Consider the following 25,338-nt stretch of genomic DNA (forward strand, 5'->3'; position numbering starts at 1 on the left):
GCAATCCTGCATTTCACAAGTGAAATCGGAAGGTCATAATAGTGCTTCTTAGTCTCGACCGCCACGGCAGGCAACGCGCCATGAACCGACCTTCTGAACCCGGCTCCCGGGCCCGCGTGTGGGCCATCGGCATCAGCAAGCTGCGCGGCCTGTTCCGCGATATCGCCGATGAATACGACACTCGCGCCGATCTGCGGCTGGTAACCCGCGGCTATGAGGAAGCGGTCAGCGAGATTGCTTCCGCGGGCAAGGATCGCCCGGACGTCGTGGTCGCGGCAGGGTCGAACGGCACGTATCTGAAGGCGCGGATAGATGTGCCCGTCGTGCTGATCACCCCAACCGGTTTCGACGTGATGCATGCACTGGCACGCGCGCGCCGCGATTCGTCATCGGTGGCGCTCGTGACCCACGGCGAGACGCCCGCCGAGGTGCGCCGTTTCGTTGCGGCCTATGGTATCGACGTGGTGTTTGCGTCGTACCAGTCGGCGCAGGACGCGGAAGCCTGCGTGCTCGATCTGCGCGATCGCGGCGTAGGGACAATCGTGGGACCGGGACTCGTGACGGATCTCGCCGCGCGGGCCGGTATGGAGTCCATATTTCTTTACTCTCGCGCCGCCGTGCGTTCGGCCTTCGACACCGCGCTCGAAGTCGCCCAGGCCACCTGGGGCGAAGCGGTGCGGCGGCATCGTCTGGACAACGTGTTGCAACACTTGCGCGATGGTGTCGTCGCCCTCGATGCGCAGGGCCGTGTCGAAGCGATCAACCAGCGTCTGGCTTTGGTGCTTGGCATCGAGCCGGCTGCAGCTGTGGGCCGAGCGTTGCTCGAACTCGCACCGGACCTGGTCGACGCTGTCCCGGATGACGAGGGCGAGTCGCTAGAAACGGTACGCGGTATCAGTTACGTCGTGCATCGTGGACCGCTGGTCGACAACGGCGTGACGACCGGCAGCGTGCTGACGTTTCAGGAGTCGCGCTCGGTGGAGCGGCTCGATCGCACGCTGCGCTCGCGGCAGCGCGCGCAACAGTTTGTGGCGCGCTACCAGCTCGACGATCTGATCGGCGCGTGTCCCGCGATCGAACGGGTCCGGCAACTCGTGCAGCGCTATGCGAAGTCGGATGCGACCGTCCTGATTCGCGGCGAGAGCGGTACGGGCAAGGAGATGGTGGCGCAGAGCCTGCATCATCTCAGCGCGCGGCGTGATTTTCCGTTTGTCCCGCTCAATTGCGGGGCGTTTCCGGAGGCCTTGCTCGAGAGCGAACTGTTCGGGTACGAAGAGGGGGCTTTTACGGGCGCACGGCGCGGCGGCAAGGCCGGTCTGATCGAAGCGGCACATCGCGGCACGCTATTCCTCGATGAAATCGGCGAAATGCCGTTGCCGCTGCAAAGCCGTTTGCTGCGCGTGTTGCAGGAGCGCGAAGTGGTGCGGCTCGGCTCGACCGAACCAACACGCATCGACGTGCGAATCGTCGCAGCGACCCATCGCGCATTGACCGCGGCAGTGGCGGCGGGCGAATTCCGCACGGATCTCTACTACCGGCTAAACATTCTCAATATCGCGTTACCGCCGCTGCGCGAACGTCTTCCGGACATCATGCCGCTCGCGGCCGAGTTGCTATGCCAGGCAGCGCGGCGCGAACCGCGTCTGGCCACCCGTGTTCGCACGACGCGAGATGCATCTAGCGTGCTTGCACCGATCGCCGAGTCACTAAGTCGTCACGCATGGCCGGGTAATGTGAGGGAACTGCAGAATGTGATCGAGCGGATCACCGTCGAACTAGCGGACTCGGATGACACGGAATTGACAGACGAGGTTTTGCAATCCATCGCGCCGGAGTTGTTCGAGCGGCAAGACGAGGGCACGAATGAGACCGCGCTGACTCTGCGTCAACGCAGCCGTCGTGTGGAGGCGGATGAGATTCGTGCCGCGCTCGACGCGTTCAATGGCGACCGCGATCAGGTGTGCGATGCGCTAGGCATTAGCAAGACCACGCTGTGGCGCAAACTGAATGCGGCGGGATGAGACGGTGATGTACAGCGGGCGTTAAGCGTCGTCTCGCGGCATATGACCTTCACCACAAACTATTACAAGTTTCGCGGAGCGAACGCCTAACATGTGTAGTGATCCATGTTGGGCATGGACAGGGTTCCCACCCGTCACTATTTGTTCAGGAGAATTAAAGATGAGTATTTTTGGCGATATTGTGAACAAACTGTTCGGCAAGGCCAAGCCGGATCAGCCCGCGCCCGCAGTGGAAGCGACACCGGATCCGGCCGCGGCGCAAGCAGCTGCGCCTGCGGCGGCAGCAGCACCTCCGCCGTTGGCGGATGTGGATGTCGCAGCGGTGATGGATCAGTTCGTGAGCGAAAGCGGCCAAACGCTGAACTGGCGCACCTCGATCGTCGATACACTCAAGGCGCTCGGCGTCGACAGCAGTCTCGAGCATCGCAAGCAGCTCGCACAGGAACTCAAGTACAGCGGCGACACGAACGACTCGGCCACCATGAACGTCTGGCTGCACACGCAGGTCATGCACGCGCTGGCGGCAAACGGCGGCAAGCTGCCGTCGGACCTCGCGGGCTGATCTGAACTAAAGGTACGCGAAGCACGAAGACGTCGGCGGCGCCCGCCGCCGACTATGCATTGCCTCTACTGTTGTCCCTCCACCGCCCGCAATACCTGCGTGACTTTTCCATGCTCATGCAGAATCGCCGGGCTCGTCTGCAACAACGGTAGATAGCGCGGCAAAAACGTATTGTTGGGCCGATCCGCTGAGAACAGACCCGTCACGGCTTCGACCGCCGCCAGGCGATCGGTAGCGGTGGCCTCCTTGTCGTCGAGCGTCTCGTCGACATTGGCAATCACCGTCGAAAGCGGCGAGAGCCAGCGAAACCCCGAGCCATTGATCAGCACTTGCAGAAACGCCGCCGGTGTCACCGGACCGAATTCCTTCTCGTAGGCCGCGCGCTCGTGATCGAGGATCGCCTTGTGCAGCGATAGCAACGGCCGGCGCACGTCGGACAGGAATTGAATGGCTTGCTGTTCAGTCATGGCACAACTCCTGGGAGTAAAGGGGCATGCTAGCAAACTTCCCTGCGCGACACGCTCCATACATATTTTTTAAAGGGCGACTACAATTCCGTCGTTCCACATCATGCTGCCGGTTTCACGAGCCCAAACAATAATTCGCAATCGGAGTCCCCATGACAACGCTCAATATCAACGGTCAGACGCATACCGTCGACGCACCGCCCGACATGCCCTTGCTGTGGGTCTTGCGAGACCTGGTCGGCCTGACGGGCACGAAGTTTGGTTGCGGGATTGCCCAGTGCGGCGCCTGCACCGTGCACCTGGACGGCGCCGCGGTGCGCTCGTGCGTATTGCCGGTGGCGGCCGTCGGCGACAAGAAGATCACCACTATCGAAGCGGTTGGCGAGACGCCCGCGGGGAAGAAGGTGCAGCAGGCATGGCGCCAGATCGACGTGGTGCAGTGCGGTTACTGTCAGTCGGGGCAGGTGATGTCGGCCGCCTCGCTGCTTGCGCAGAACCCCAATCCGACCGATGCGGATATCGATGCGGCCATGGCCGGCAACATTTGCCGCTGTGGCACCTACAACCGCATTCGCGCGGCGATCAAGCAAGCGGCAAAGGAGGCCTGACATGTCGCAAGGTCTGCTTGATTCGCAAAACGCCGGCAAGGATGGAAGAACCACGCAGGGCGGCAAGGTCGCCACGCAAGGCGACGACGGCCCGCATCTCTCACGACGTACTTTTCTGAAATTCAGCGTCACGGTAGGCGTTGCCGCGGGCGGTGGCCTGCTGCTCGGCTTCAGTTTGCCGACCCCGAGCCAGGCGCAAGGCCAGGACCCAACGGGCAAATCGGTGATCGGCGGCGATGCGAGCGAGCCCGCACCGGCTGGAGTGTTCGCGCCGAACGCCTTTATCCAGATCGACAACACCGGCAAGGTGACGCTGGTGATTCCGAAGGTCGAAATGGGCCAGGGCGTCTATACGTCGATTCCGATGCTGATCGCGGAAGAGCTCGAAGTCCCGCTCGACAGCGTCACGATCGACCACGCGCCGCCCAACGAGAAGCTCTTCATGGATCCGCTGCTCGGCGGTCAGTTGACCGGCGGTTCGACTTCTATCCGTTACGCATGGGATCCGATGCGCAAGGCAGGCGCTACCGCTCGCGTGCTGCTGATCAGTGCGGCGGCGCAGCAGTGGCAGGTGGATCCGGCTACCTGTCATGCACAGGCGGGCCAGGTGATTCATGCGGCCAGCAACCGCAGCCTTGGGTACGGCCAACTGGTCGATGCCGCCGCAAAGCTGCCGGCGCCGCAGAACGTGCCGCTCAAGGACCCGAAAGACTTCAAGATCATCGGCACGGCGGTCAAGCGTCTGGACTCGCCGGAGAAGGTGGACGGCACCGCGATGTTTGGCCTCGACGTGCGCGTGCCGGACATGGTTTATGCGGCCATCGCAACGTGTCCGGTATTCGGCGGCACGCTGGGCAGCGTCGATGACACGAATGCCAAAAAGATTCCCGGCGTGCGCCAGGTCGTCAAGGCCGACAACGCGGTAGCCGTTATCGGCGATCACACGTGGGCCGCCAAGCGCGGCCTCGCAGCGCTGCAGATCACCTGGAACGAAGGCGCGGGCGCGAATCTTTCGATGAAGCAGATCGTCGACGATCTCAGCGCCGCGGCAGATCACGGCAACGGCGCCGTGGCGCGCAAGGATGGTGACGTACAGAAGGGCTTCTCGGACGCCAAGACCCGCGTCGATGCGGTCTATCAGCAACCGTTCCTTGCGCACGCCACGATGGAACCGGTCAACTGCACCGTGTACGTGCGGCCGGACGGCTGCGATATCTGGCTGGGCACGCAGGTGCCGACGCGCATCGTCGATACAGCGGTGAAAATCACCGGCCTGCCGGCAGAGAAGATCACCGTGCATAACCATCTGCTCGGCGGTGGTTTCGGACGCAGGCTGGAATTCGATATGGCCACCCAGGCGCTGAAGATCGGCAAGCAGCTGGGCACACCGGTCAAGGTCGTATGGACGCGCGAAGAAGACATCCAGCACGACATGTACCGTCCGTACTACTACGACAAGATCTCGGCCGGGCTCGACGCGAACGGCAAGCCGATCGCGTGGCAGCATCGGATTGTCGGCTCGTCGATCCTGGCGCGCTTTGCGCCGCCGGCGTTCCAGCATGGCATCGATCCCGACGCGGTGGAAGTGGCCTCCGATCTGCCATACGACCTGCCCAATCAGCTGATCGACTATGTGCGTCAGGAACCGCGCACGGTGCCCACTGCATTCTGGCGTGGCGTCGGTCCGACGCGCGGCACCTTTGTCGTGGAGAGTTTTATTGACGAGCTGGCCGCGCAGGCCAAAGTGGATCCGGTTAAATACCGGCGCGATCTGCTCGGCAAAACGCCGCGTGCGTTGAACGTGCTCGACACGGCAACCCAGGCGGCTAGCTGGGGCAGCACGAGCTTGCCGAAGGGGCAAGGGCGCGGCGTCTCGGTGATGCACGCGTTCGGCAGCTTCTTCGCGATGGTCGCGGATGTGACAGTGGACCAGGGCGAGGTGACCGTGAACCGCGTCGTTTGCGCGGTCGATTGCGGGATGGTAATCAATCCCAACACCATCGAAGCGCAGGTGCAGGGCGGCATCATCTTCGGCATCACGGCGGCGCTGTACAGCGAGATCACGATCAAGGACGGACGCGTCGAGCAGAACAACTTCACCGACTACCGGATGCTGCGGATCGACCAGACGCCGAGCATCGAGGTGCATATCGTGAAGAGCACCGAAGCGCCTGGCGGGATCGGCGAGCCGGGCACGGCAGCGTTGGCGCCGGCGCTGGCAAACGCGATCTATGCCGCTACCGGCAAACGGCTGCGGCAGTTGCCGGTTGGCAGCCAGCTGCAAAACGTCTAACCGGAGACCGACCATGATCAAAACAATGAAGGTTTCCGGCGCGGCGCTGGGTTTCGCACTTTGTCTGGCGTCGCCGTTTGCTCTGCAGTCAACCGCACGTGCCGCTGATGATGCGCTGGTGCAGCGCGGCGCTTATCTTGCCAAGCTCGGCGATTGCGTGGCGTGTCACTCGGCGCCCAAAGGCAAGCCGTTCGCGGGCGGACTGCCGATGACGACGCCGATGGGCAAGATCTACACTACCAATATCACGCCCGATCCCGACACCGGGATTGGCCGTTACACGGAGGAAGACTTTGCCCGCGCGTTGCGCGAGGGCGTGGCGAAGGACGGCCACAATCTCTACCCGGCGATGCCGTATCCGTCGTACGCGAAGATCAACGACGATGACGCGAAGGCGCTGTATGCGTTCTTCATGAAAGGCGTGGCACCGGTTCAGCAGGCCAATCGCGAGTCCGACATTCCATGGCCGCTCAACATGCGCTGGCCGTTGAAGTTCTGGAACATGGTGTTTCTGGACAAGACCGTCTATCAGGACAAGCCGGGCAAGGACGTCGCGTGGAACCGTGGCGCCTATATCATCCAGGGCCTCGGTCACTGCGGCTCGTGCCACACGCCGCGCGGTATCGCGTTCCAGGAGAAGGCGCTCGATGAAACCGGCAGCGCGTATCTGACCGGCGGCACACTCGACGGCTGGTTCGCCGCCAACCTCACTCAGGAGCACAACGTTGGACTCGGGCGCTGGTCGGAGGAAGACATCGCGGCGTTTCTGAAGACTGGGGCGAATGCGCACGCATCGGCGTTTGGCTCGATGACCAGCGTGATCAACAACAGCACGCAGGCCACCAACGACACGGATATCGCCGCGATGACGAGCTATCTGAAGTCGCTGCCGGCGGCAGGCGGCACGGGCGCGCCGCAGTATTCCTATGATCCGCAGGCGACCAGGGTGTCGCTCTCGCGTCCGGCAAACGATGCCGGCGCGCGTGTCTACACCGAATACTGCATGCATTGTCACGGCGTGGATGGCCGCGGCTTCGCACCGATGCTGGCGCCGCTGGCGGGCAATCCGAATGTGCTGGAGCACGACGCGTCGTCGCTGATCAACGTCACGTTGAACGGCACCGGCGATCTGGTGATTCAGGGCATCCCTGCGCCGTATCCGATGCCGAAATACGCGCCCGTGCTGAACGACAAGCAGATCGCCGACGTATTGACGTTCGTTCGGGCTGGCTGGAATAACGGTGCGCCGGCCGTGAGCGCGGAAGAAGTGGCGAAGCTGAGGAAGTCGACACAGGCGGCGCAGTAGAGTCGCAATAGTCTGGCGAGCGGCAACCGGAGTCTTATCCGGTTGCCGCTTGCTGTTTCAGCTGCTTACCGGTGCTGGCCGATCTTCTGCCGCTTCTCCAGCGCACGTGCATACCAGGTGAGCGGGAAACACATCGCGAAGTAGATCAACGCCACCATGCCGTAGATCGGAAACGGCCGGAACGCTGCGTTGGTAATCATCGTGCCGGTCTTGGTCAACTCGGTAAAGCCGATGATCGAGGTCAGCGCAGTGCTTTTCACCACCTGCACCAGAAAGCCGACCGTCGGCGCCACCGCGATCTTTTTGGCCTGCGGCCATACGATGTAGCGCAACTGCTGGCCGAACGTCATGCCGAGACTCGCGCCCGCAGCCCACTGGCCACGCGGCACCGCTTCGACACAGCCGCGCCAGATGTCGACCAGATAGGCGCTGGTATAAAGCGTCAGCGTAACTATGGCAGCTGTCCACGGAGACACATCCACACCTAGCAGCGGCAACCCGAAGAAGGCAAGGAACAGCTGCATCAGCAACGGCGTACCCTGGAACAACTCGACGTACACTGAAACCGCCCGCCGCAACCACGGCAGCGGCGACACGCGCATCGCGAGCAGCGCGAATCCCACCAGACCTCCGCAGACAAACGCAATCAGCGACAACAGCACCGTCCAGCGCGCGGCGAGCAGCAGATTGCGGGCGATATCCCACAGCGTAAATTCGACCATGATCAGCGCTCCGTCGGGACAGCGCGCGGACCACGCCACGCAAGCAGCAGACGCCAGCCGCGCGGCTCGTCGGGCCGATGCGGCATGCGGCCGGCAAAGAGGCCGCGGCCGAGCCAGTTGAGCACCTGCCGCAACACGATAGAGAGCACCAGATACGTCACGGTGATGATCACGTAGCTTTCGAACGAACGGAAATTGCGCGACTGGATGAAGTTGGCCGCGTAGGTCAGATCCGGCACCGAGATCTGCGACACGACCGCGGAGCCGAGCATGACGATCAGCACCTGGCTCAGCAGCGATGGGAACACGTTGGCCAGCGCCTGCGGCAACACGACGAAGCGGAACACCTGGCGTCCGTGCAGGCCGAGCGCCTGGGCCGCCTGCACCTGGCCGCGCGACACCGATTCGATACCGGAGCGCACGATCTCGATGGCATAGGCGCCGAGATTGACCGTCATGGCGAGAATGGCGGCCTGGATCTCGTCGATATGGATGCCGAGACTTGGCAGGCCGAAGAATATGAAGAACAACTGCACGATGAACGGCGTGTTGCGGATCAGTTCGACATACACCGCGACCAGCCTGCGCGCCCAGCGCGGTCCGGCGACGCTCACGCTCGCGCCGCCGATCCCCACGAGCCCACCCAGCACCGTGGACAAGGCAGTGAGCCCCAAAGTGACGGCAGCGCCGCGGGCAAGCATGCCCACATAGACGCCGAAGCCGCTGAAATCGAACGCATAACTCATGACATGCCGCTCATCGTAAATCGGACTCCCCCGGTCAATGCCTTTGATCCGGACAAAATGGTTATAGATCGGCCGGCAGCGGCGCCCGCAGCCACTTCTGCGAAATCTCGTTCATCGTGCCGTCCTTGCGGGCGCGGGCAATCGTGTCGTCGATTTTCTGCTTCAGGCGCGGCTCGTTCTTGTTCAGGCCGACGTGATCGGGCGAACTGAACAGGGCGAACTTCTGCTCGGGATCGTTGGGCGGATGGCGCGCCAGGATCGTCGCCCCGACGTCGTTGCCAACCACCATCAACTGTACCTGACCAGAAAGAAATGCCGAAATTGCACCGTTAGGATCGTCGAAACGTTTGATCGTCGCGCTGGGCGGCGCGATCTTCGTGACGCTCAGGTCTTCCAGCGTGCCGCGCGCTACCGAGATGGTCTTGCCGGCGAGATCGCCGGCGTTCTTGACCGGCAGCGCTTTCGGGCCGAACACGGCGAGGTAGTAGGGAGCGTAAGGCTGTGAGAAGTCGATCACCTTCTCGCGTTCCGGCGTCTGGCCGACCGACAGCAGCATGTCGGCCTTGTGGTCGGCCAGGTAGGCCATGCGGTTGTCGCCCGTCACCTGAACCAGTTCGACCTTCGCGTTGAGCGCCTTGCCGATCAGGTTGGCGACATCGATGTCGTAACCCTCCGGTTTCATGTCTGGGCCTATCGAGCCGAACGGCGGGTAGTCTTCGAACACGCCGATCCGCACCACGCCGGATTTGGCTATCGAGTCGAGCGCGTCGGCGTGGGCCGCGGGTGCAACGAACGCGGACAGCGCCGCGAGGCCGGTGAATGCGAGCGTAGTGGCGGCCGTCGCCAGTCCACGGCGCAGATTCCCCGGATGCCCCAGATTCCGCAGATGCCGGGAAAGCTGTCCATACCGGACACGCGGAGCAGGCCGGCCACGCGAGACGCGTGGAGCAAGTGAGTCGAGAGTCGTCATGGTCGTTCCTCTGTCAAAGCGTGGGTATCTATCGGGTCAGTTCAAAATCGTTTCAATGCGCGGCGCGGGCCGCGATCAGCTTGCAGGCGTGAGGCGGCAGCTCCGCCAGCACTGGCATGCCGAGCATGAGACCGGGCGTTTCACGCGGGGTTGTCGCGGCGGTGAGAGTGAACCCGGCGCACTCAATCGTGGCTTCGAGCGACGCGCCCACGTCACGAATAAAGCTGACCGTGCCACTCAGGCGGTTCTGGTTTTGGCCGGCGGCGCCTGAGCCAATCCTGACGCAGACATCCTCAGGGCGGATCAGCAGGCGAATCTCCGAAGCCGATGCCGGCGCGCGCGCCGGCGGCGTCACGACGATCTGCTGGCCGCCTGGCAGGCTTACGCCGCCAGCGCCGTCGTAAGTCACCGGCAGGATGTTGCCGAGACCGATAAAGTCGGCCACGAACTCGCTGACCGGATCGCGATAGATGTCGAGCGGCTTGCCGACCTGCGCAATCCGGCCTTTCTCCATGACGACGATTTCGTCGGCCATGGTCATTGCTTCACGCTGGTCGTGCGTGACCATGATCGTCGTGATACCGAGGCGCTGTTGCAACAGGCGGATTTCCACCTGCATGGCTTCGCGCAGTTTGGCGTCGAGCGCTGAGAGCGGTTCGTCGAGCAACAGCAGTTTTGGCGACGAAGCGATCGCGCGGGCAATCGCCACGCGTTGCCGTTGCCCACCGGAGAGTTGCGTCACCGGACGGTTCGCCATATGCGGCAACTGTATCAGTTCGAGCAGCGCCGTGACGCGCTGGCTTTGCGTAACCTTGGCGGTCTTGCGCAGGCGCAGCGGATAGGCGATGTTCTGCGCCACCGTCATATGCGGAAACAGCGCGAGCGACTGAAACACCATGCCGAAGTCGCGCTGATTCGCCGGTATGTGCGTAATGTCGCGGCCGGCGAAGTTCACAATCCCTGAGCTGGGCGTCTCCAGTCCGGCGATCATGCGCAACAAGGTGGTCTTGCCGCAACCGGACGGCCCGAGGAAGCAGATCAGCTTGCCGTCCGGCACGCTCAGATCGACATGGTCGACGGCGTACGCTGAATTAAAGCGCTTGGTCACGGCCTGCAACGTCAGATGAGTCATGAGAGGCTCCTGCTGGGCCAGAATCGCAAAGGAATCAGAACAGCACCACACGGGGCGTCGAAGCGCGGCATCAGAGCGCCACGCCTTCATCGCCAATCAGTGTCTCGAGCAGCCAGATCAGCGCGAAATCGATCGCGACGATGAAGACCGCGAACGAAAACACCGTCGGATCGAGCGACGACACAGTCCGGCTGTACAGCCACACCGGCAGCGTCATGGTGTCGATACCGTAGAGAAAAAACGTCACCGTGAATTCGTTAAACGAGATGATGAAGGCGAACAGCATGCCGGCGAGAATGCCGGGGCGCATCAGCGGCAAGACGACGTCGATGAGCGCGCGACCTGGGCTCGCACCCATCACGCAGGCGGCTTCCTCGAACTCCGGTCCGATCGCGGCGACCGACGCTGCGCAGTTCTTAACCGTGAACGGCAGCGCCAGAATCACATGAGCAATGATCAGACGGAACACCCCGAGTTCGACCGGCAGCGCATTGAAGACCAGCAGCAGCGAGAGCCCGAGCATCACGAGCGGATAGACCAGCGGCAATGCCACTAACTGCTCCACCGCCGGTTTGCCTCGAAACCGGTAGCGGCTCAGCGCATAGGCGGCCGGTACGGAGACCAGCGTGGCGATGATCATGGTAGACACCGCCACGATCAGGCTGGTGGTGAGCGCGCTGCCCATCGACAGCACGTCGCTGGCGTCGGGCGCGACAAAGCTGTGCCACGCCGCGCGATACCACTGCAGGCTGTAGCCGGACGGCGGGAATTCGAGCGTGTCCGAGGCACTGAACGACATGGTGATCATCGTCAGGATCGGCAGTGCGGCAAGAAACAGGACGACAGCGGCGAGCAGTGCCGCTGGTTTGCCGAGCCGGCCGGGCATGGCGGCCCACGGGCGCAGCCGGCTGTGAAGGGCAGGCGTGTTCATGCAGACGGCTCCTCGGGAGCGAGACGTTGGGTGCGTCGTACGAGACTTTGCGAGATCGCCATCACGGTCAACGTGGCGACCATCAGCACCACACCGGAGGCCGACGCGGCCGGCCAGTTCAGCAGCGGTGCGACCTGGTCATGTACCAGCACGGCAAGCATCGGCACGCGGCGCCCGCCGAGCAGCAACGGCACGGCGAACGCGCTGGCGTTATAGGCGAACACCAGCAACGCGCCGGAGACGAGGCCGGGCATCGCCAGCGGCAGCATCACATGACGCAGAGTCTGCCAGCGGGTCGCACCCAGCGTGGCGGCCGCCTCTTCATAAGAGCGCGACACGGCGCGCATGGCGCTCGACAGCGGCAGCACGGCGAGCGGAAACGCCGTCTGGATCAGCCCGAGCAGCACGCCATGCTCGCGATACAACCACAGCACCGGACGCTCGATCAACCCGCTTGCGAGCAGCGCGTGATTGAGCAATCCGGCCGGCCCAAGAATCACCAGCCAGCCGTAGCCCTGCAACAACAGATTGACGAGCAGCGGCAGCAGCACACCCGCCAGCAGCAGCCGCCGCGCAAGCCGCGACCCGGTGCGCGCCATCGCGAGCGCAACCGGGATCGCCAGCAGCACCGCGCAGATCATGCTTTGAAACGCCAGCTTCAAGGTGATCCAGAGGGACCTCATGAAGTAGCTATCGGCCAGGTCCTCATAATTCTGTAGCGTGAAGCCACGCCACTCGCTGCCCTGGGTGCCAAAACTCATCCGCAGCACGACGAGCGCCGCCGCTGCCAGCACGGCAAGAAACAACAGGATCGGCGCCAGCAGCAGCCACGGCCGGGCCTTCGCCCATGTGGCACCGGGCGCGGCGGCGCAAGCCGGCTCGTCCGGCGCGCCGTCGGCACCCGCGGTTCCCGGCGCGTCCGCTATGCCGGGTACCTCCGAGGTCCCGGAAGCGCGCTGCGAGGAGCGCGCGGGCATCGCCGTCATGCCGAGAAAATCTCGGTATAGCGTTTGATCCACGCCGCCTGCACCGAGGCTAGCGCCTTGTCGTCGTGGAGGATCGCTTTCTCGGCAATCTGCTTCGGACTGGGTACGAACGCGCGGCTCTCGGCCGGGATCACAGCCTTCGAATTGACGGGACCATTGAGGACGTCCGCAGCCATCCGGCCTTGCACGCCGGCATCGAGCGAGTGGTTGATGAAGGCATGAATCAGATCGCTGTCGCCGGGATGCGCCTTTGGAATCACAGTGAACATCAACTGCGTGGCGAAGCCTTCCTTCATACCGTAGGTCACGCCCATCTTGTACTCGGGCTTGCGAATCTGATCGGGGAAGAACGCCGGCGAATAGATGCCGCCGATATCGAGCGAACCGGTGCGGAACAGGTCGGCTACCTGGTTCGGGTTCTCGCCGAGCGTCATCACGCGCTCTTTCAGTTCCGCGAGCTTCTTGAAGCCTGGGTCGATATTCTGTTGCGAGCCGCCCGACATCCTGGCGGCAATGATCGCGAGATCGACCGCTTCGGCCCACTCCGGCGGCGGCAGGAACAGCCGGCCGGCGTACTTCGGATCCCATAAGGCCTCGTACGACGCTGGAGCTGTCTTGACGGTCGAGGTGTTGTAGATCAGGCCATCGGACCACAGCAGGTAGCCGATACCGAAACCGTCCGCGCCGGTGCGGTATTGCGGCTCGACTTCCTTCAGGTTGGGCAGCTTGTCGAGGTCGGGTTTAATCAGCAGGCCCGCGTCGCCGAGGCCCGATGCGCCCACGCCCGCGAGCGTGATGACGTCGTAGGTCGGCCGGTCACCCGCGGCCTTGACCTTGGCGACCATGCCCGAGGTGCCGTCGGCGCGGTCGGCGATCACCTTGGCGCCGGTCTTCGCAGTGAACGTCGCGGCGATATTGCGCAGTGCTGCGGCGCCCGTATCGTCAGACCAGGTCAGGAGCCGCAAGGTCTTGCCGGAGAAGTTCTGCTCCTGCGCCCTCAGATTCACGAACGGCATGGGTAGGGTCGAGACTGCCAGCGCAGCGCCGAGCGCCTTGATAGCGTGCCTTCTGCCGTATTTGATGTCCTGCATGAGCGTTTCTCCCGGGTTGAACAGGGCAACTTTCGCGCGAGTCGTGCCGCGCGAATGCGTTGCGGGTGGATGCACTCTAGGTTTGCCAAAATCACCCAACAAACGAAATCTCTGCATGGACGCCATGACGGAAGCTCATGCACCGGGCCGCGGGCATCGACCGGGGACGGCGTTGTCCTGGCATGAGCGCTGCGCATGCGGCTCCAGGGTGGAATGAACCACGAAGTTTTTTGATCGCTTATGCTGAAGGCTCGCCGGGCGCGAGCAGCCCCTCGCTGCGCATCCTGGCAATGCATTTTCCTGATACCCAGACTGGCCCATGCGACGACTTCCCCCGCTGAACGCGCTGCAGATCTTCGAGACCGTGGCTCGCCACCGCAGCTTCACACGTGCGGCCGACCATCTCTGTCTGACGCAGGGTGCGGTCAGCCGGCAGATTCTCGCGCTTGAGGACTACTACAAGTTTCCGCTGTTCAAGCGTCAGGCGAAAGGCCTCACGCTCACGGCTGAGGGCGAGTTGCTGCTGCCCGCGGTGAAGGAGAGTTTCGCGCGTATCGAGGAAATCTCGTTGCGGCTCACGCGCCAGCGTACCGATCTGGCCTTGAAGGTGCCGACCTGCGTGATGCGCTGGATGCTGCCGAAAATCATGCAGTTTCAGGCCGAATACCCGGATCTGCACGTGCAGATCACCACCACCTGGCAACATGACGTCGACTTTCAGGTCGAGCCGTTCGATGCGGCGATCATCTATGGCTCGTCGCCGGGTGCGGATGTGCAGGCCGTGCCGCTCTTCGAAGAACGCCTGACGCCGGTCTGCGCGCCCGAACTGCTCAACGACAAGCCGCTCGATAGCGTCGCCGATCTGGCGCGCCACACGCTGCTGCACCCAACCCGCGATCACCGTGACTGGAAGATGTGGCTCGATCATGTGGAGGCGCGCGATATCGACGCCGCCCACGGCCCGAGCTTCGACACGCTCGACCTGGCGACCAATGCGGCCTTACAAGGGTTTGGCGTGGCGATCAGCGACCTCGCGCTGATCGACGAGGACGTGGCGGCCAAGCGTCTGGTGAGACCTTTCGAAACGGTGTTGACGACGGGATGGCGCTACTACTTCGTCTATCCCGACTGTGTCGCGCATCAGCAGAAGGTCAATCTCTTCCGTGAGTGGATCACGGAACATTGGACCGAATGAAGGCGAGGGCAGTGCGACTTTAAGGCACGAGCGCGCCGCACAATCTCACGGCGCAAACGACAGAAACAGATACGCTGCAAACAGCGACAGGTGCACGGCCCCTTGCAGGATCGTGGTGCGTCCCGTGCTCAGTGTCAGGGTGCCGACCAGCAGCGTCAGCGCCAGCATGATCATTTCCTTGCCGTTGATGCCGAGCACGAGCGGCTGACCGGTCCAGAGGAAGACGCCGGCCACAGCGGGGATCGTCAGCCCGATACTGGCGAGCGCGGAGCCGAGCGCCAGATTCAGGCTGTTCTGCAACCGGTCGGCCCGCGCCGCGCGCACCGCAGCGAGCCCCTCCGGCAACAAAACCAGCGCCGCGATCACGATGCCCACCACCGCAGGCGGTGCGCCGATATTTTGCACGGCTGTTTCGACCGTCGGCGAGAGCAGCTTGGCGAGCAAGACCACGGCCACGAGGCACACCAGCAGCAACGCAGCGGCGATCCCAGCCTGAGTCACGCTGGGCGGTTCGGCGTGAACGCTTTCGTCGGGCGTGGCGGCAAGAAAATAGTCGCGATGCCGTACCGTTTGCACGAACACAAACACGCCGTACAACACTAGCGAGGAAATCCCCGCAAACGCCAGTTGCGACGACGACAGCAACGGCCCCTCGCGCGTGGTGGTGAAATTCGGCATCACCAGCGTCAGCACTGAGAGCGACGCGAGCACGGCGAGCGTGGCAGCGGCGCCGCGTGCCTGGAAGTCCTGTTCGCGATGGCGGATGCCGCCCACCAGCAGACAGATGCCGACGATCCCGTTGCACACGATCATCACCGCCGCGAACACGGTGTCGCGTGCGAGGCCGGCCTTCTCGGGACCGGACGTGAGCATCACCGAGACGATCAGCGCGACCTCGATCACCGTGACGGCTACCGCCAGCACCAGCGTGCCGAACGGTTCGCCAACCCGGTGTGCGACCACCTCCGCGTGATGCACGGCGGCGAACACCGAAGCGGCAAGCGCGACACCGACCAGCGCCAGCATCACGCCGTATCCGGGCAGCGCCACTGCCGCGCCGAGTACGATCCAGGCGGCGATGGGCGCTCCAATGGTCCAGCGGGGCAGCACGGGCGATGTTGTCGACATCCGGTCGTTTCCTTTTTCTAATGTTTATGCAGTGAAGTGAGGTTTGCGCGCGCGTTGATGCAACTTGAAGCAATGAATCAGGAATATGCGCTAGTACATTAAACTATAACGAATATGTATCAATGGCGAATGCGAGTTTTGAAGGAGACATTGTGATTCGAAGCCAGGAAACGCTGAATCTGTTGCTCGACAGCATTATCCGTTTTGTCCGTGAACGTCTGGTGCCGAACGAGGAAATCGTCGCGGAAACCGATCAGATTCCCGCCGCGTTGCTGCAGGAAATGAAGGATCTTGGTCTGTTCGGATTATGTCTGCCCGAAGAGTATGGCGGCCTCGGCTTGACCATGGAAGAAGAAGTGCTCGCCGCTATCGAACTCGGCAAGACGTCACCGGCGTTTCGTTCGGCAATCGGCAGCAATAACGGCATCGGCTCGACGGGTATCGTGATCGACGGTACGCCTGCGCAGAAGGAGAAGTATCTGCCGCGACTTGCCTCGGGCGAGCTGATCGGCTCGTTTTGTCTGACCGAGCCGGAAGCGGGTTCGGACGCCGCCTCGCTCAGAACCACCGCTGTGCGCGACGGCGATCACTACGTGCTGAACGGCACCAAGCGCTTCATCACGAATGCGCCGGAGGCGGGGCTCTTCACCGTGATGGCGCGTACCGATCCCACCGCGAAAGGTGCTGGCGCCATCTCAGCGTTCGTTGTCGAGGCAGGTACGCCGGGACTGTCGCTCGGCAAGATCGATCGCAAGATGGGCCAGAAGGGCGCGCATACCTGCGACGTCATCTTCGATAACTGCCGCGTGCCCGTGGCGAACCTGATCGGCGAGAAAGAGGGCGTCGGTTTCAAGACCGCCATGAAGGTGCTCGACAAGGGTCGCCTGCATATCGCCGCCGTGGCAACGGGCGCGGCCGAACGCATGCTCGCGGATGCACTGCGCTACGCCATGGAGCGCAAGCAGTTCGGCAAGCCGATCGTCGAATTCGAATTGATTCAGGCCATGCTGGCCGATAGCCAGGCGGAGATCTACGCATCGCGCTGCATGATCGTGGATGCCGCGCGCCGTCGCGATGCGGGCGAGCGGGTCACGAGCGAAGCGTCGTGCGCCAAGATGTTTGCGACAGAAATGTGCGGGCGCGTCGCCGATCGTGCCGTGCAGATCTTCGGCGGAGCGGGCTATATGAGCGAGTATGGAATCGAGCGCTTTTACCGCGACGTGCGCCTGTTTCGCATTTACGAAGGCACCACGCAGATCCAGCAGATCGTGATTGCGCGTGAGTTGCAGCGCAGTTTCAATGGGTGAGGTGCACGCTGGCTATCCGGCGCGAACAGACTGGAGCTGAAATCGAGGCTGATTGAGGCTGAAAACTAAACGGGCACAACCCCCGGTCCGACAGGGTTGTGCCCGGTTTGATGCGCTTACTGACCGATCGCGCGGATCGTCAGGTCGTTCTTTACCGACGTCACGCCTGCCACGCCTTGTGCTGCTTGCGTAGCGATGTCGCTTTGACCTTGTTCCGGCACGGAGCCTTCCAATGTCACTGCACCGTTGCGAGCACGAACCGTGATGTTGTTCACGCTGAGGCCCTTGGTTTTGGACAAGGCCTTACGCACGCTGCGTTGCAGAGCGCGATTGGCAGCCTTGGTCGACTTGGCGCTCGGGGCAGCCATCGCGCCCGATGCGGCCATTGCATCGCTGCTTTGTGCGTAAGCGTTAAGGGACGCTACGACGATGAGCGCGCCGCCGATGACCTTCATTGCCTGGGATGCTTTCATTCAAGTTCTCCTGTTGTCATGATTCGTCACGGTTCCGGACGGAAACCGCAGGGTTGCACCAACGGTACTTCGGGATCAAATCTGAGTAGAACGATGTTGCTAGTGATGCAAACCTGTCTGCTGATCAAGCGGGCCGAGGCACGCGCAAGCCGGCGAGGGCTGTGCTACTGGCCGGAATGTAACGATACCCTACTTGAAAGAATCCTGAACGTAAGCGTGTAGGGAAATGCTGCTTTTGCACAACGGACTGACCGACAATTGCAATAAACAGCAGATCATTGCGCCGCATTGCCCCCGCCTCTCGTTGCACGGGCAACTTCTCCTCCACCTGACCATGACCGACAGACCTCTTCCGATCCTGCCGCTGCACCGCAACGACCTGCCGCTCGATACGGTCGAACTGGCCCGCTACATGGTCGGCAAGTATGTGGTTCACGACCTGCCCGAAGGACGCATCAGCGGGCGGATTGTCGAGACGGAAGCCTATCCGGTCGGCGATTCGACCTCGCACGCGTTTATCGGTCTGCGCGCCTATAACGCCTCGCTGTTTATGGCGCGCGGCCACGCCTATGTGCGGCTGACGTACGGGGTTTCGTACATGCTGAACATGTCCAGCGAGGCCGAAGGGACGGGCGCGGGTATCCTGATTCGGGCGATTGAACCGCTCGAGGGCCTTGCCCTGATGCAGGCGCGCCGTCCGGGCGTCAGTTTGCGCGATCTCGCCCGCGGACCCGGCCGGCTCACGATCGCGCTCGGCATCGGGCAAGCGTTTGACGGACGCGATCTGTGTACCGGCCAGGATCTCTGGATCGGGCGTATAGAGGCAGAGCAAACGGCGGTGGCCGCGACCACACGCATTGGACTGTCGCGGGAGATGCACCGCCCGTTGCGCTTTTATGAGCCGGGTAGCCCGTTCGTCAGCGGGCCGCGCAAGTTGCTGATGCCGCTCTCCCGCGCGTCCATTGGGTCGCTTTGAATGGCCTGACGGTCCTGTTTTCCGGAAGCTACGACCGGTTTAGAAAGCATTTGCTTAACAAATGGCTTGCAAAGCTTACGGAACAGGCAATTGCTACGCAATACTTGTCAGGTCTATGAGATTTTGCTCGGGTTCCCCATTTAATCTTGCGAATCTCGCAATTATATATCTCGAAATTAAGGGTTTTCCCTTGGGATGGTGGTGGCTAGACTGGAACTACTCGCTTTTCACATGGTGTGTCAAGCGATGCAAAAAAACCAAGTCTGGAGGTAAGCCATCATGAAGTCACTTATTCAAGCTGTCGCTATTGCCGCAATCCTCGCTGCTCCGGCCGCTGCGTTCGCGCAGGCAGCAGATACCAGTCAGCAGCCGATGACGCGTGCTGAAGTCAAGAATCAGTTGATCCAGCTGGAGCAGGCCGGCTACAACCCGGCAGAGGCTAATGACCCGAACTATCCGGCCGACGTGCAGGCTGCTGAACAGCGCATCCAGGCTCAAAATCCGCCGGTAGCGCAGCAGGGCGTGGCGGATACGACTGGCTACGGCCCGTCGACGAGCGGTTCATCGGCTTCGGGCACCATGCAGCCGGCGACGCCGACCGTGCCGAGCCAACGGATTTATGAAGGCCACTAATCTGGTTGCAGCCAGGCTGGGCCGGTACGCAGGATGACCGGTTCGTTGTGTGATAAAGCGTCATAAGGCGTGCACATCAAACGGTGTGCATCGCCAGATAATCGGGCGATATGCCGCTGCGATCGACGTGAATCGATGCGCACGGCATATTCGCCGATACGAAAACTCAGAAACCTCCGCTGCCGCAAGGTAGCTTTGCCCAACCCTCGATGGCTTGGGCTTTTTTTGCGGCGGCGGCCGTCGTCGCTGCGCGGCGGAGCGTCAGGGATGCTCGCCTGTGATGTAGAACTCGAGTTGCTGAATCGTGAACTGCTGCTCGGCAATGATGTTCTTCACCAGATCGCCGATCGACACCATTCCCACCAGTTTGTCCTGATCGATCACCGGCAGGTGGCGCATGCGCCGCTCGGTCATGAGTGCCATGCATTCGTCGGTGGTCTGGGTGAGATGGACAAAGCGTACCGCGCGGCTCATGATGTCGCGCACCGGCGTGGCTTTCGACGCGCGGTCCATCAGCACAACCTTGCGCGCATAGTCCCGCTCCGTGACGATTCCGGCGATGCTCTCGCCCTCGGTCACGACCAGCGCACCGATCTGCTTGTCCGCCATGAGTTTGATCGCGTCATAGACGGAATCATCTGCTGCAACCGTGTAGACGTCCCGATTCGGTTTGGATTTGAGAAGTTGCGCAACGCTAGTCATAGAGCGGCTCCATATCGCAGTGCAGCACGTCGCGATGGACATGCGGTCGGAAAGGACAGGCGATTCCAGTATAGGCCGCGCAAGGTAATCAGGCACTCATGGGCAAATCCCTGGTGTTGTGCTTTTGTACGGACGGCTGACAACGGGAAGGGTGGTTTGCCAGAGCCCGTTTCACCGGCAGGCACGTGTGCAGGTGAACGGGGCCGATTAGCGGTAAACTCCAGTTCCGTACTTTATCCCCGGTTGTTCACGGGTTCATGTCAGTGCCTTTGCCTAACGCCATGCCCACGCCTCAAGATCCGTCGATTGCAGACGGCCAACATAACGGCGAATGCGTCATTCTCGACGCGGTCGCCACGCTTCCCACCCGCTACGGCACATTCACGTCTTACGTTTTTCGCGTTTGCGACAGCGGCACCGAACATCTCGCGCTTGTGATGGGCGACGTTGCCAATGACGAACCAGTGCTGACCCGCCTGCATTCGGAATGCCTGACGGGCGACGTACTGGGCTCATACCGCTGCGATTGCGGCGAGCAGCTCGATCTCGCGTTGCGCTATATCGCTGCCGAAGGTCGCGGCGTGCTGTTGTATCTACGTGGACATGAGGGGAGGGGCATTGGCCTGTCCAACAAGATCCGCGCGTATGCATTGCAGGAGCAGGGCCGCGACACGGTGGAGGCCAATCTGGATCTCGGCTTGCCCGACGATTCGCGTGAGTACGATTCAGCCGCAGGGATTCTGCGCACGCTGAAGGTTACTTCGGTGCGGTTGATGAGCAACAATCCGAAGAAGTTCGATACCTTGTCGCAACACGGCATTCCTGTGTGCGAGCGGGTCGCGCTGGCGATTCCGATGCGCGAGGAGAATGAGCGGTATATCCGGACGAAGCAGGTCAAGTTTGGGCATTACTTTGATGAGAACGAGTGAGTGACGTTTGCGTCGGATGTCCCGCAGTGGGTCGCTGAGGGACATCCGCGCAATCACGTGCCTAGCTCTCAGTCACTCCGACCCTCGGCAACATCGCCGCCAGCACCTCCGCAAGCTCCGTGGTGCCGAAACGCCGTTCGCCAACACCTGCTTCAACATCGATGCGGCCAGCATTGTGCGTCTCGTAGAGATCCGTGATCAACCGTGCGTGTTCGGCGTTGAGGCCGGCGCGCAGCAGCATGGGTGTCCATGCCTCGCGTGGCAATGCCTGCGCAACGACTTCACGTCCGCTGAACTCGCCGAGTGTGCGCGCGACATCGAGCGCGCTGATGCGCTGTGGACCTTCGATACTGACGATACGTGGCGTAATCTCCCCGGCCGGGTCGTGATCCAGCAACAGATCCGCGGCGAGCCGCCCCACGTCTTGTGCCGAGACGGTCGGAAAGCGTTTGTCGAGCGGTTGATGCAAGCTCGGCAGCACGCCTGCCTTCAACGCGGCGGGCATCACACGGCCCCAGTTCTGCATATGCTCTGCTGCGCGCAGGAACGTCAGGTGGCTCTCCACCGGTTTTAACTGCGCCTCCAGGTAGTGAAACAGCAGCGTGATACCGGTGCCGCGATCCAGTTCCGCTCCATAGTCGGACAACGCGAGGACCCGCGGCGGCGGGTTGGCTCGCAACGCGCTGGCTGCGATGTCGATCATGTGTCGCATCGACTCCGCGGGATGCGGATCGTTACGCGGCAACGGGCAGAGAATCTGCACCGCGTCTGCACCCTCGATCGCCTTGGCGACCGAAGCGCGGTCCGTGAGGTCAGCTAACGCGATCTCGCAGCCGAGCTTTGCCAGCACTTCGCCCTGGTGTTCATGGCGGACAACCGCCCGCACCGCACGGCCTGCCTCACGCAGCCGTGCCGCTGTGATGCCTCCCGCATTGCCTGCTGCTCCAAATATCACATACACGTTGCGCTCCTTGTGGACAGATAGGGTGTGGCCATCATAGGAGCGGGTAGCAGGCAAAACGCACACAGATGGATTGAAGCGAGCAGATCTGGATGGTGGTCTTTGTGGCGCACGGTGACGTCGATTTGCCGCCGCCTCGCCTGGCGGCACCACGCGTCGCGCACGTCAAGCAGGCCGCAAGAAAACGCCGCACAATGCAGGCAACGTCTGTCGACATCCTGGAGGGCCGCAATGAACGCCGCGATTCCTGTCCCCGTACCGCACTCCGGCTCCCGCACCAGTCTGCGATCGAGCGCTGGACTTGGCTGGAACGGATTCGGCGCAGAACTGGTCAGCGTGGCTGCGGGCGTGCACCGGATTCCGGCTTTGCAACATCACCGTGTCGGCATACATGTCGGCACGCCGGTCAAGGCGCGCTGTCTGTGCAACGAACGACGCCATGTGCGTTTGCAATCGCCGGGCGACACGGACGTGATTCCGGCGGGACTCGACGGTCAATGGGCCGACGAATCCAGTTGCACGATCTTCAGCGTCTGGTTTGCCGACGCGTTCGCGCGGCGTACGTTGGAGCAAATGGAGCTACGTGGGAATCGGGCGCAGATTCGTCCGCAGTTCCAGATGCGCGAGCCGCGTTTTCAGCATCTGGCCTGGGCCTTGCGCGCCGAGCTCGAGGCGGATGACGCTTCCGATGCGCTTTACGCAGAGAGCCTCGCTACGGCGATGATCGTGCGCCTGCTCGAGGAGGCGCCGCCGCTTGAGGGCAAGCGCAGTAAACGTCTCGCCGCGCGGACGGCGGCGCGGGTGGTGGAGTTTATCGAGGGTAATCTCGATCAGCGTCTCACACTCGCGGAACTGGCTGCGCTAGCCGACCTCAGTGTGCCGCATTTCAAGGTGCTGTTTCGCGAGACGCTTGGTATGCCCGTGCATCAGTACGTTGTGCAGCGGCGCGTCGAGCGGGCGCGGACGTTGCTGCTGCAGGGCAGGTTAAGTGCGAGCCAGGTGGCGCTTGAGACCGGATTTGCGCACCAGAGTCATCTGGCGCACTGGATGAACCGGTTGCTGGGGGTGACGCCGCGGGAACTGGTGAGGAGTGGGAGCGCCGTCCGGCATTCGGCAATGCATGTGGTGAGTTTGAGCAAGGTTGATCGCAGGTAGAAAAATGCTGCGAGCCCCCGGTTCAAAGCGCGAACGCCGTAACGCCTAATTCCTGACTTCGTGTTCGATAGCGCGCTCGATAAGCTGGTTGAGGCTGATCCCCTCAGCTGCGGCGGTTTCGACTGCGCGCGCATGCAACTCGGGATCGATGCGGGCGTTAAACCGACCGGAAAAGTGGCGAACCGGATCGATACCATTTTCCTCGCAGACTTCGAGAAACGTTGCCAGCGACTTGGCGCCTTCGACTTTCAGGGTTGGGATATCGCTGGCATAGAAGTCAGCGCCACCGTTAAGGCCGAGGAACTCGCCGCGCAACATTTCGGTGTCCGGGTCATAGCTGATGACGGCGCGATGGTTGTTGATGGTGAGGATGTTCATGGTTTGACTCCGTTCGATTCGAGCCATTTGCGGACGCTGGCCACTGCGCCCTTATCGGTAGTGGGTCTCGGGTGGGGCCGATGGTAAACCTGCACCTGGTCGAACAGCACTACCGCAATCCGCGAGCCTTCGCGTTCGATGATCTTTGCACCCAGCTCGATGAACAGCGCTTCAATGTCCGACCATCTAACGTTGGCAGAGACCGGATGCGCAAAGATCAGTTCGAGGGTTTTGGCGTGAGCTCGTTTCATCGAGCTACATAGTACCAAAAAATGGTACTAAATACAACACTCGATCATCCCTTCGCCGTCAACTGCGCATACACATCATGCGAAAGCTGCAGCAACACCTTGCGGTCAATCCCGCCCGAAACCGCATACCCATAATCCCCATCTACCCAATAGAACACATTCACCGGCCCATCCTGATACAGCTTGAACGCGGTGGTATTCGAATTGACCTTGCGGTGTGAGATGCATAGCGTCACGCGCTCGTCGCCGGGGCCGCGATACATGAACTGCGCAACCGGGCCATCCGCGCCAGGCAAGATACGGCCGCCACTCAACTCAAACCCGCTCTTGTTGAGCAGGGGCGCATGAACATCCGTACCGAGCTTGTTCGACAGCCATTGCACGAAATCCTGATCGTGGTCCGTACCCGTGCTATCGGGCACCTGCACAGCGGGCATATACACCACATGCGCCACCGCCGCCTGACGGGCGAGCCCATCCGACGCATCCGCGCTGACCGGACGCGTGTCCGAAGAACCGCCACCCATGCTCGTGGAGTTACCCGCCATGCCCGGCACGTCCTTGCCCATCTGCGTGCCCACGCCAATGCCCACACCCAGCACCAACGCCGCCGCCATGCCTGCAAACTGCGGCCAGTTCGCCGCATCCAGCCAGCGACGCTTCGGCGCAGGCGGCTGCAGCCGCTTGGGCACCGGCTCGCTCAGCACGCGATCGTAGCGGTCATGAAAGAGGTTGTTCAAGGAAAAGTAGTCGCTGACCCGCGCGGCCAGTTCGGGGCTCTGCTCGAGTGCGCGCTCCACCTGGGCGCGGCGCTCGTCGGATAGCGTGCCGTCCACGTACGCGTGGAGGTCTTCTTCGCCGATCGGAGTCACTTGTTCGTTCATCGCACCACCTGTAATTTCGCACCGGGCTGTGTACCCGCCATCAAAGCCCTGAGTCGTTCACGTCCGCGTGAGAGCCGCGACATCACCGTGCCGATCGGGATATCCAAAGCAAGCGCCACGTCGGCGTAGCTCATCTCTTCCAGACCGACCAGCAAGACGACTTCGCGCTGCTCGGCGGGCAAACGCTGCAACGCGTAGTCGAGATCGCGCATTTCAAGCGAGCGGGTCGCGTCCGCAGGAACCGCGAATTCGCTTTCCGCGACGCTTTCGTCGTCCACCGAAATATGCACGGCCCGCACCGAAGCCTTGCGCGCCTGATTGGCAAACACGTTGTGCATGATTGTAAATAGCCACGCACGCAGGTCAGTACCGGCCTGAAACATCGACGTGCGCCCTAATGCGCGCTCCAACGTGTCCTGCACCAGATCGTCGGCCAGGTCCCGATTGTTGATCAGCGCCCTTGCGTAGCGGCGCAACCTCGGGACGTGCTCCATTAACTCATCACGGATGTCCATTGCCCTTACCAGTGAG

27 protein-coding genes are annotated in these 25,338 nt (G+C 62.2%); 11 read left to right on the forward strand and 16 right to left on the reverse strand.

The features are described from left to right. Positions 1-80 precede the first annotated feature (80 nt). Together prpR and P3T20_RS30850 are read left to right on the forward strand one after the other, a co-directional pair. A complete protein-coding gene (gene prpR / locus P3T20_RS30845) occupies positions 81-2,021 on the forward strand; it encodes a propionate catabolism operon regulatory protein PrpR (protein WP_429288775.1) in 1,941 nt (646 codons plus the stop codon). Between the two features lie 160 nt (positions 2,022-2,181). Next, positions 2,182-2,583 (forward strand): DUF3597 domain-containing protein, encoded by a 402-nt coding sequence (locus P3T20_RS30850; protein ID WP_074268349.1) that lies wholly within the window; start codon positions 2,182-2,184, stop codon positions 2,581-2,583. A 65-nt stretch (positions 2,584-2,648) separates the two neighbouring features. Here P3T20_RS30850 and P3T20_RS30855 read toward each other — a convergent pair whose 3' ends face one another. After that, on the reverse strand, positions 2,649-3,050 hold the full coding sequence (locus tag P3T20_RS30855) for a hypothetical protein (protein WP_429288776.1): 402 nt from the start codon (positions 3,048-3,050) through the stop codon (positions 2,649-2,651). Positions 3,051-3,202: 152 nt separating this feature from the next. On the opposite strand from P3T20_RS30855, the gene P3T20_RS30860 reads away from it, so the two are divergent. From P3T20_RS30860 to P3T20_RS30870, 3 genes are read left to right on the forward strand one after another with little or no spacing between them, the layout of a single operon-like run. Beyond that, positions 3,203-3,658 carry a (2Fe-2S)-binding protein gene (locus P3T20_RS30860; RefSeq protein WP_074268351.1) on the forward strand — a complete coding sequence of 152 codons (456 nt, stop codon included), beginning with the start codon at positions 3,203-3,205 and terminating at the stop codon, positions 3,656-3,658. Between the two features lies 1 nt (position 3,659). Continuing rightward, positions 3,660-5,951, forward strand: coding sequence for a molybdopterin cofactor-binding domain-containing protein (locus P3T20_RS30865; RefSeq protein WP_429288777.1), 2,292 nt, complete (start codon positions 3,660-3,662; stop codon positions 5,949-5,951). A 25-nt stretch (positions 5,952-5,976) separates the two neighbouring features. Continuing rightward, complete coding sequence (locus tag P3T20_RS30870; protein WP_429288838.1) at positions 5,977-7,257, forward strand: cytochrome c; 1,281 nt, start codon at positions 5,977-5,979, stop codon at positions 7,255-7,257. A gap of 65 nt (positions 7,258-7,322) precedes the next feature. Here the strand turns inward: P3T20_RS30870 and P3T20_RS30875 are convergent, their stop codons facing one another. The 7 genes from P3T20_RS30875 to P3T20_RS30905 all read right to left on the reverse strand — a co-directional run bounded on the left by P3T20_RS30875 (position 7,323) and on the right by P3T20_RS30905 (position 13,835). Beyond that, on the reverse strand, positions 7,323-7,979 hold the full coding sequence (locus P3T20_RS30875; protein ID WP_074268353.1) for an amino acid ABC transporter permease: 657 nt from the start codon (positions 7,977-7,979) through the stop codon (positions 7,323-7,325). A gap of 2 nt (positions 7,980-7,981) precedes the next feature. Then, the gene (locus P3T20_RS30880; protein ID WP_429288778.1) at positions 7,982-8,725 is read right to left on the reverse strand and encodes an amino acid ABC transporter permease; all 744 of its coding nucleotides are present in this window, start codon (positions 8,723-8,725) and stop codon (positions 7,982-7,984) included. Between the two features lie 61 nt (positions 8,726-8,786). Next, positions 8,787-9,695: a transporter substrate-binding domain-containing protein gene (locus tag P3T20_RS30885; protein WP_429288779.1), complete on the reverse strand. Its 909-nt coding sequence runs from the start codon at positions 9,693-9,695 to the stop codon at positions 8,787-8,789. 52 nt (positions 9,696-9,747) lie between these two features. Then, the gene (locus P3T20_RS30890) at positions 9,748-10,827 is read right to left on the reverse strand and encodes an ABC transporter ATP-binding protein (protein ID WP_429288780.1); all 1,080 of its coding nucleotides are present in this window, start codon (positions 10,825-10,827) and stop codon (positions 9,748-9,750) included. Between the two features lie 70 nt (positions 10,828-10,897). Further along, the gene (locus tag P3T20_RS30895; protein ID WP_429288781.1) at positions 10,898-11,758 is read right to left on the reverse strand and encodes an ABC transporter permease; all 861 of its coding nucleotides are present in this window, start codon (positions 11,756-11,758) and stop codon (positions 10,898-10,900) included. Continuing rightward, a complete protein-coding gene (locus P3T20_RS30900; protein ID WP_429288782.1) occupies positions 11,755-12,744 on the reverse strand; it encodes an ABC transporter permease in 990 nt (329 codons plus the stop codon). Before P3T20_RS30900 ends, P3T20_RS30895 begins: the two co-directional genes overlap by 4 nt. Next, complete coding sequence (locus P3T20_RS30905; RefSeq protein WP_429288783.1) at positions 12,741-13,835, reverse strand: ABC transporter substrate-binding protein; 1,095 nt, start codon at positions 13,833-13,835, stop codon at positions 12,741-12,743. Before P3T20_RS30905 ends, P3T20_RS30900 begins: the two co-directional genes overlap by 4 nt. 319 nt (positions 13,836-14,154) lie before the next feature. On the opposite strand from P3T20_RS30905, the gene P3T20_RS30910 reads away from it, so the two are divergent. Beyond that, positions 14,155-15,030: a LysR substrate-binding domain-containing protein gene (locus P3T20_RS30910; RefSeq protein ID WP_074268358.1), complete on the forward strand. Its 876-nt coding sequence runs from the start codon at positions 14,155-14,157 to the stop codon at positions 15,028-15,030. Positions 15,031-15,075: 45 nt separating this feature from the next. On the opposite strand, the gene P3T20_RS30915 is transcribed toward P3T20_RS30910, so the two are convergent. Beyond that, positions 15,076-16,158: a calcium:proton antiporter gene (locus P3T20_RS30915; protein WP_429288784.1), complete on the reverse strand. Its 1,083-nt coding sequence runs from the start codon at positions 16,156-16,158 to the stop codon at positions 15,076-15,078. A gap of 152 nt (positions 16,159-16,310) precedes the next feature. Between P3T20_RS30915 and P3T20_RS30920 the strand changes: the two genes are divergently transcribed. Next, complete coding sequence (locus tag P3T20_RS30920) at positions 16,311-17,465, forward strand: acyl-CoA dehydrogenase family protein (RefSeq protein ID WP_429288785.1); 1,155 nt, start codon at positions 16,311-16,313, stop codon at positions 17,463-17,465. Positions 17,466-17,581: 116 nt separating this feature from the next. Here P3T20_RS30920 and P3T20_RS30925 read toward each other — a convergent pair whose 3' ends face one another. Next, positions 17,582-17,938 carry a BON domain-containing protein gene (locus tag P3T20_RS30925; RefSeq protein WP_074268360.1) on the reverse strand — a complete coding sequence of 119 codons (357 nt, stop codon included), beginning with the start codon at positions 17,936-17,938 and terminating at the stop codon, positions 17,582-17,584. 334 nt (positions 17,939-18,272) lie between these two features. On the opposite strand from P3T20_RS30925, the gene P3T20_RS30930 reads away from it, so the two are divergent. Together P3T20_RS30930 and P3T20_RS30935 are read left to right on the forward strand one after the other, a co-directional pair. Continuing rightward, on the forward strand, positions 18,273-18,914 hold the full coding sequence (locus tag P3T20_RS30930) for a DNA-3-methyladenine glycosylase (RefSeq protein WP_429288786.1): 642 nt from the start codon (positions 18,273-18,275) through the stop codon (positions 18,912-18,914). Between the two features lie 279 nt (positions 18,915-19,193). Beyond that, positions 19,194-19,547, forward strand: a complete 354-nt coding sequence (locus P3T20_RS30935; RefSeq protein WP_074268361.1) for a DUF4148 domain-containing protein — start codon at positions 19,194-19,196, stop codon at positions 19,545-19,547. A gap of 261 nt (positions 19,548-19,808) precedes the next feature. Here the strand turns inward: P3T20_RS30935 and P3T20_RS30940 are convergent, their stop codons facing one another. Further along, complete coding sequence (locus tag P3T20_RS30940) at positions 19,809-20,249, reverse strand: CBS domain-containing protein (protein WP_074268362.1); 441 nt, start codon at positions 20,247-20,249, stop codon at positions 19,809-19,811. A gap of 281 nt (positions 20,250-20,530) precedes the next feature. Between P3T20_RS30940 and ribA the strand changes: the two genes are divergently transcribed. Continuing rightward, positions 20,531-21,178, forward strand: coding sequence for a GTP cyclohydrolase II (gene ribA, locus P3T20_RS30945; protein ID WP_074268363.1), 648 nt, complete (start codon positions 20,531-20,533; stop codon positions 21,176-21,178). 61 nt (positions 21,179-21,239) lie between these two features. Here ribA and P3T20_RS30950 read toward each other — a convergent pair whose 3' ends face one another. Then, positions 21,240-22,139: an NAD(P)H-binding protein gene (locus P3T20_RS30950; RefSeq protein WP_429288787.1), complete on the reverse strand. Its 900-nt coding sequence runs from the start codon at positions 22,137-22,139 to the stop codon at positions 21,240-21,242. Positions 22,140-22,370: 231 nt separating this feature from the next. Here P3T20_RS30950 and P3T20_RS30955 point away from each other — a divergent pair, with 231 nt between their 5' ends. Then, on the forward strand, positions 22,371-23,294 hold the full coding sequence (locus P3T20_RS30955) for a helix-turn-helix transcriptional regulator (RefSeq protein WP_429288788.1): 924 nt from the start codon (positions 22,371-22,373) through the stop codon (positions 23,292-23,294). 45 nt (positions 23,295-23,339) lie between these two features. On the opposite strand, the gene P3T20_RS30960 is transcribed toward P3T20_RS30955, so the two are convergent. From P3T20_RS30960 to P3T20_RS30975, 4 genes are read right to left on the reverse strand one after another with little or no spacing between them, the layout of a single operon-like run. Then, complete coding sequence (locus tag P3T20_RS30960) at positions 23,340-23,672, reverse strand: type II toxin-antitoxin system HicB family antitoxin (protein ID WP_429288789.1); 333 nt, start codon at positions 23,670-23,672, stop codon at positions 23,340-23,342. Continuing rightward, positions 23,669-23,923, reverse strand: a complete 255-nt coding sequence (locus P3T20_RS30965) for a type II toxin-antitoxin system HicA family toxin (RefSeq protein WP_429288790.1) — start codon at positions 23,921-23,923, stop codon at positions 23,669-23,671. Before P3T20_RS30965 ends, P3T20_RS30960 begins: the two co-directional genes overlap by 4 nt. A 44-nt stretch (positions 23,924-23,967) precedes the next feature. Next, the gene (locus P3T20_RS30970; protein ID WP_429288791.1) at positions 23,968-24,807 is read right to left on the reverse strand and encodes an anti-sigma factor family protein; all 840 of its coding nucleotides are present in this window, start codon (positions 24,805-24,807) and stop codon (positions 23,968-23,970) included. After that, positions 24,804-25,322, reverse strand: coding sequence for an RNA polymerase sigma factor (locus tag P3T20_RS30975; protein WP_074268367.1), 519 nt, complete (start codon positions 25,320-25,322; stop codon positions 24,804-24,806). Before P3T20_RS30975 ends, P3T20_RS30970 begins: the two co-directional genes overlap by 4 nt. Positions 25,323-25,338: the final 16 nt, after the last annotated feature.

The organism is Paraburkholderia sp. GAS206C, assembly GCF_050435645.1.
Taxonomy (GTDB): domain Bacteria; phylum Pseudomonadota; class Gammaproteobacteria; order Burkholderiales; family Burkholderiaceae; genus Paraburkholderia; species Paraburkholderia phenazinium_B.

Bases quoted from the DNA above. Each gene is read 5' to 3' on its own strand.
- prpR (WP_429288775.1), top strand. From the start codon at position 81: ATGAACCGACCTTCTGAACCCGGCTCCCGGGCCCGCGTGTGGGCCATC.
- P3T20_RS30850 (WP_074268349.1), top strand. From the start codon at position 2,182: ATGAGTATTTTTGGCGATATTGTGAACAAACTGTTCGGCAAGGCCAAG.
- P3T20_RS30855 (WP_429288776.1), bottom strand. From the start codon at position 3,050: ATGACTGAACAGCAAGCCATTCAATTCCTGTCCGACGTGCGCCGGCCG.
- P3T20_RS30860 (WP_074268351.1), top strand. From the start codon at position 3,203: ATGACAACGCTCAATATCAACGGTCAGACGCATACCGTCGACGCACCG.
- P3T20_RS30865 (WP_429288777.1), top strand. From the start codon at position 3,660: ATGTCGCAAGGTCTGCTTGATTCGCAAAACGCCGGCAAGGATGGAAGA.
- P3T20_RS30870 (WP_429288838.1), top strand. From the start codon at position 5,977: ATGAAGGTTTCCGGCGCGGCGCTGGGTTTCGCACTTTGTCTGGCGTCG.
- P3T20_RS30875 (WP_074268353.1), bottom strand. From the start codon at position 7,979: ATGGTCGAATTTACGCTGTGGGATATCGCCCGCAATCTGCTGCTCGCC.
- P3T20_RS30880 (WP_429288778.1), bottom strand. From the start codon at position 8,725: ATGAGTTATGCGTTCGATTTCAGCGGCTTCGGCGTCTATGTGGGCATG.
- P3T20_RS30885 (WP_429288779.1), bottom strand. From the start codon at position 9,695: ATGACGACTCTCGACTCACTTGCTCCACGCGTCTCGCGTGGCCGGCCT.
- P3T20_RS30890 (WP_429288780.1), bottom strand. From the start codon at position 10,827: ATGACTCATCTGACGTTGCAGGCCGTGACCAAGCGCTTTAATTCAGCG.
- P3T20_RS30895 (WP_429288781.1), bottom strand. From the start codon at position 11,758: ATGAACACGCCTGCCCTTCACAGCCGGCTGCGCCCGTGGGCCGCCATG.
- P3T20_RS30900 (WP_429288782.1), bottom strand. From the start codon at position 12,744: ATGACGGCGATGCCCGCGCGCTCCTCGCAGCGCGCTTCCGGGACCTCG.
- P3T20_RS30905 (WP_429288783.1), bottom strand. From the start codon at position 13,835: ATGCAGGACATCAAATACGGCAGAAGGCACGCTATCAAGGCGCTCGGC.
- P3T20_RS30910 (WP_074268358.1), top strand. From the start codon at position 14,155: ATGCGACGACTTCCCCCGCTGAACGCGCTGCAGATCTTCGAGACCGTG.
- P3T20_RS30915 (WP_429288784.1), bottom strand. From the start codon at position 16,158: ATGTCGACAACATCGCCCGTGCTGCCCCGCTGGACCATTGGAGCGCCC.
- P3T20_RS30925 (WP_074268360.1), bottom strand. From the start codon at position 17,938: ATGAAAGCATCCCAGGCAATGAAGGTCATCGGCGGCGCGCTCATCGTC.
- P3T20_RS30930 (WP_429288786.1), top strand. From the start codon at position 18,273: ATGACCGACAGACCTCTTCCGATCCTGCCGCTGCACCGCAACGACCTG.
- P3T20_RS30935 (WP_074268361.1), top strand. From the start codon at position 19,194: ATGAAGTCACTTATTCAAGCTGTCGCTATTGCCGCAATCCTCGCTGCT.
- P3T20_RS30940 (WP_074268362.1), bottom strand. From the start codon at position 20,249: ATGACTAGCGTTGCGCAACTTCTCAAATCCAAACCGAATCGGGACGTC.
- ribA (WP_074268363.1), top strand. From the start codon at position 20,531: ATGCCCACGCCTCAAGATCCGTCGATTGCAGACGGCCAACATAACGGC.
- P3T20_RS30955 (WP_429288788.1), top strand. From the start codon at position 22,371: ATGAACGCCGCGATTCCTGTCCCCGTACCGCACTCCGGCTCCCGCACC.
- P3T20_RS30960 (WP_429288789.1), bottom strand. From the start codon at position 23,672: ATGAACATCCTCACCATCAACAACCATCGCGCCGTCATCAGCTATGAC.
- P3T20_RS30965 (WP_429288790.1), bottom strand. From the start codon at position 23,923: ATGAAACGAGCTCACGCCAAAACCCTCGAACTGATCTTTGCGCATCCG.
- P3T20_RS30970 (WP_429288791.1), bottom strand. From the start codon at position 24,807: ATGAACGAACAAGTGACTCCGATCGGCGAAGAAGACCTCCACGCGTAC.
- P3T20_RS30975 (WP_074268367.1), bottom strand. From the start codon at position 25,322: ATGGACATCCGTGATGAGTTAATGGAGCACGTCCCGAGGTTGCGCCGC.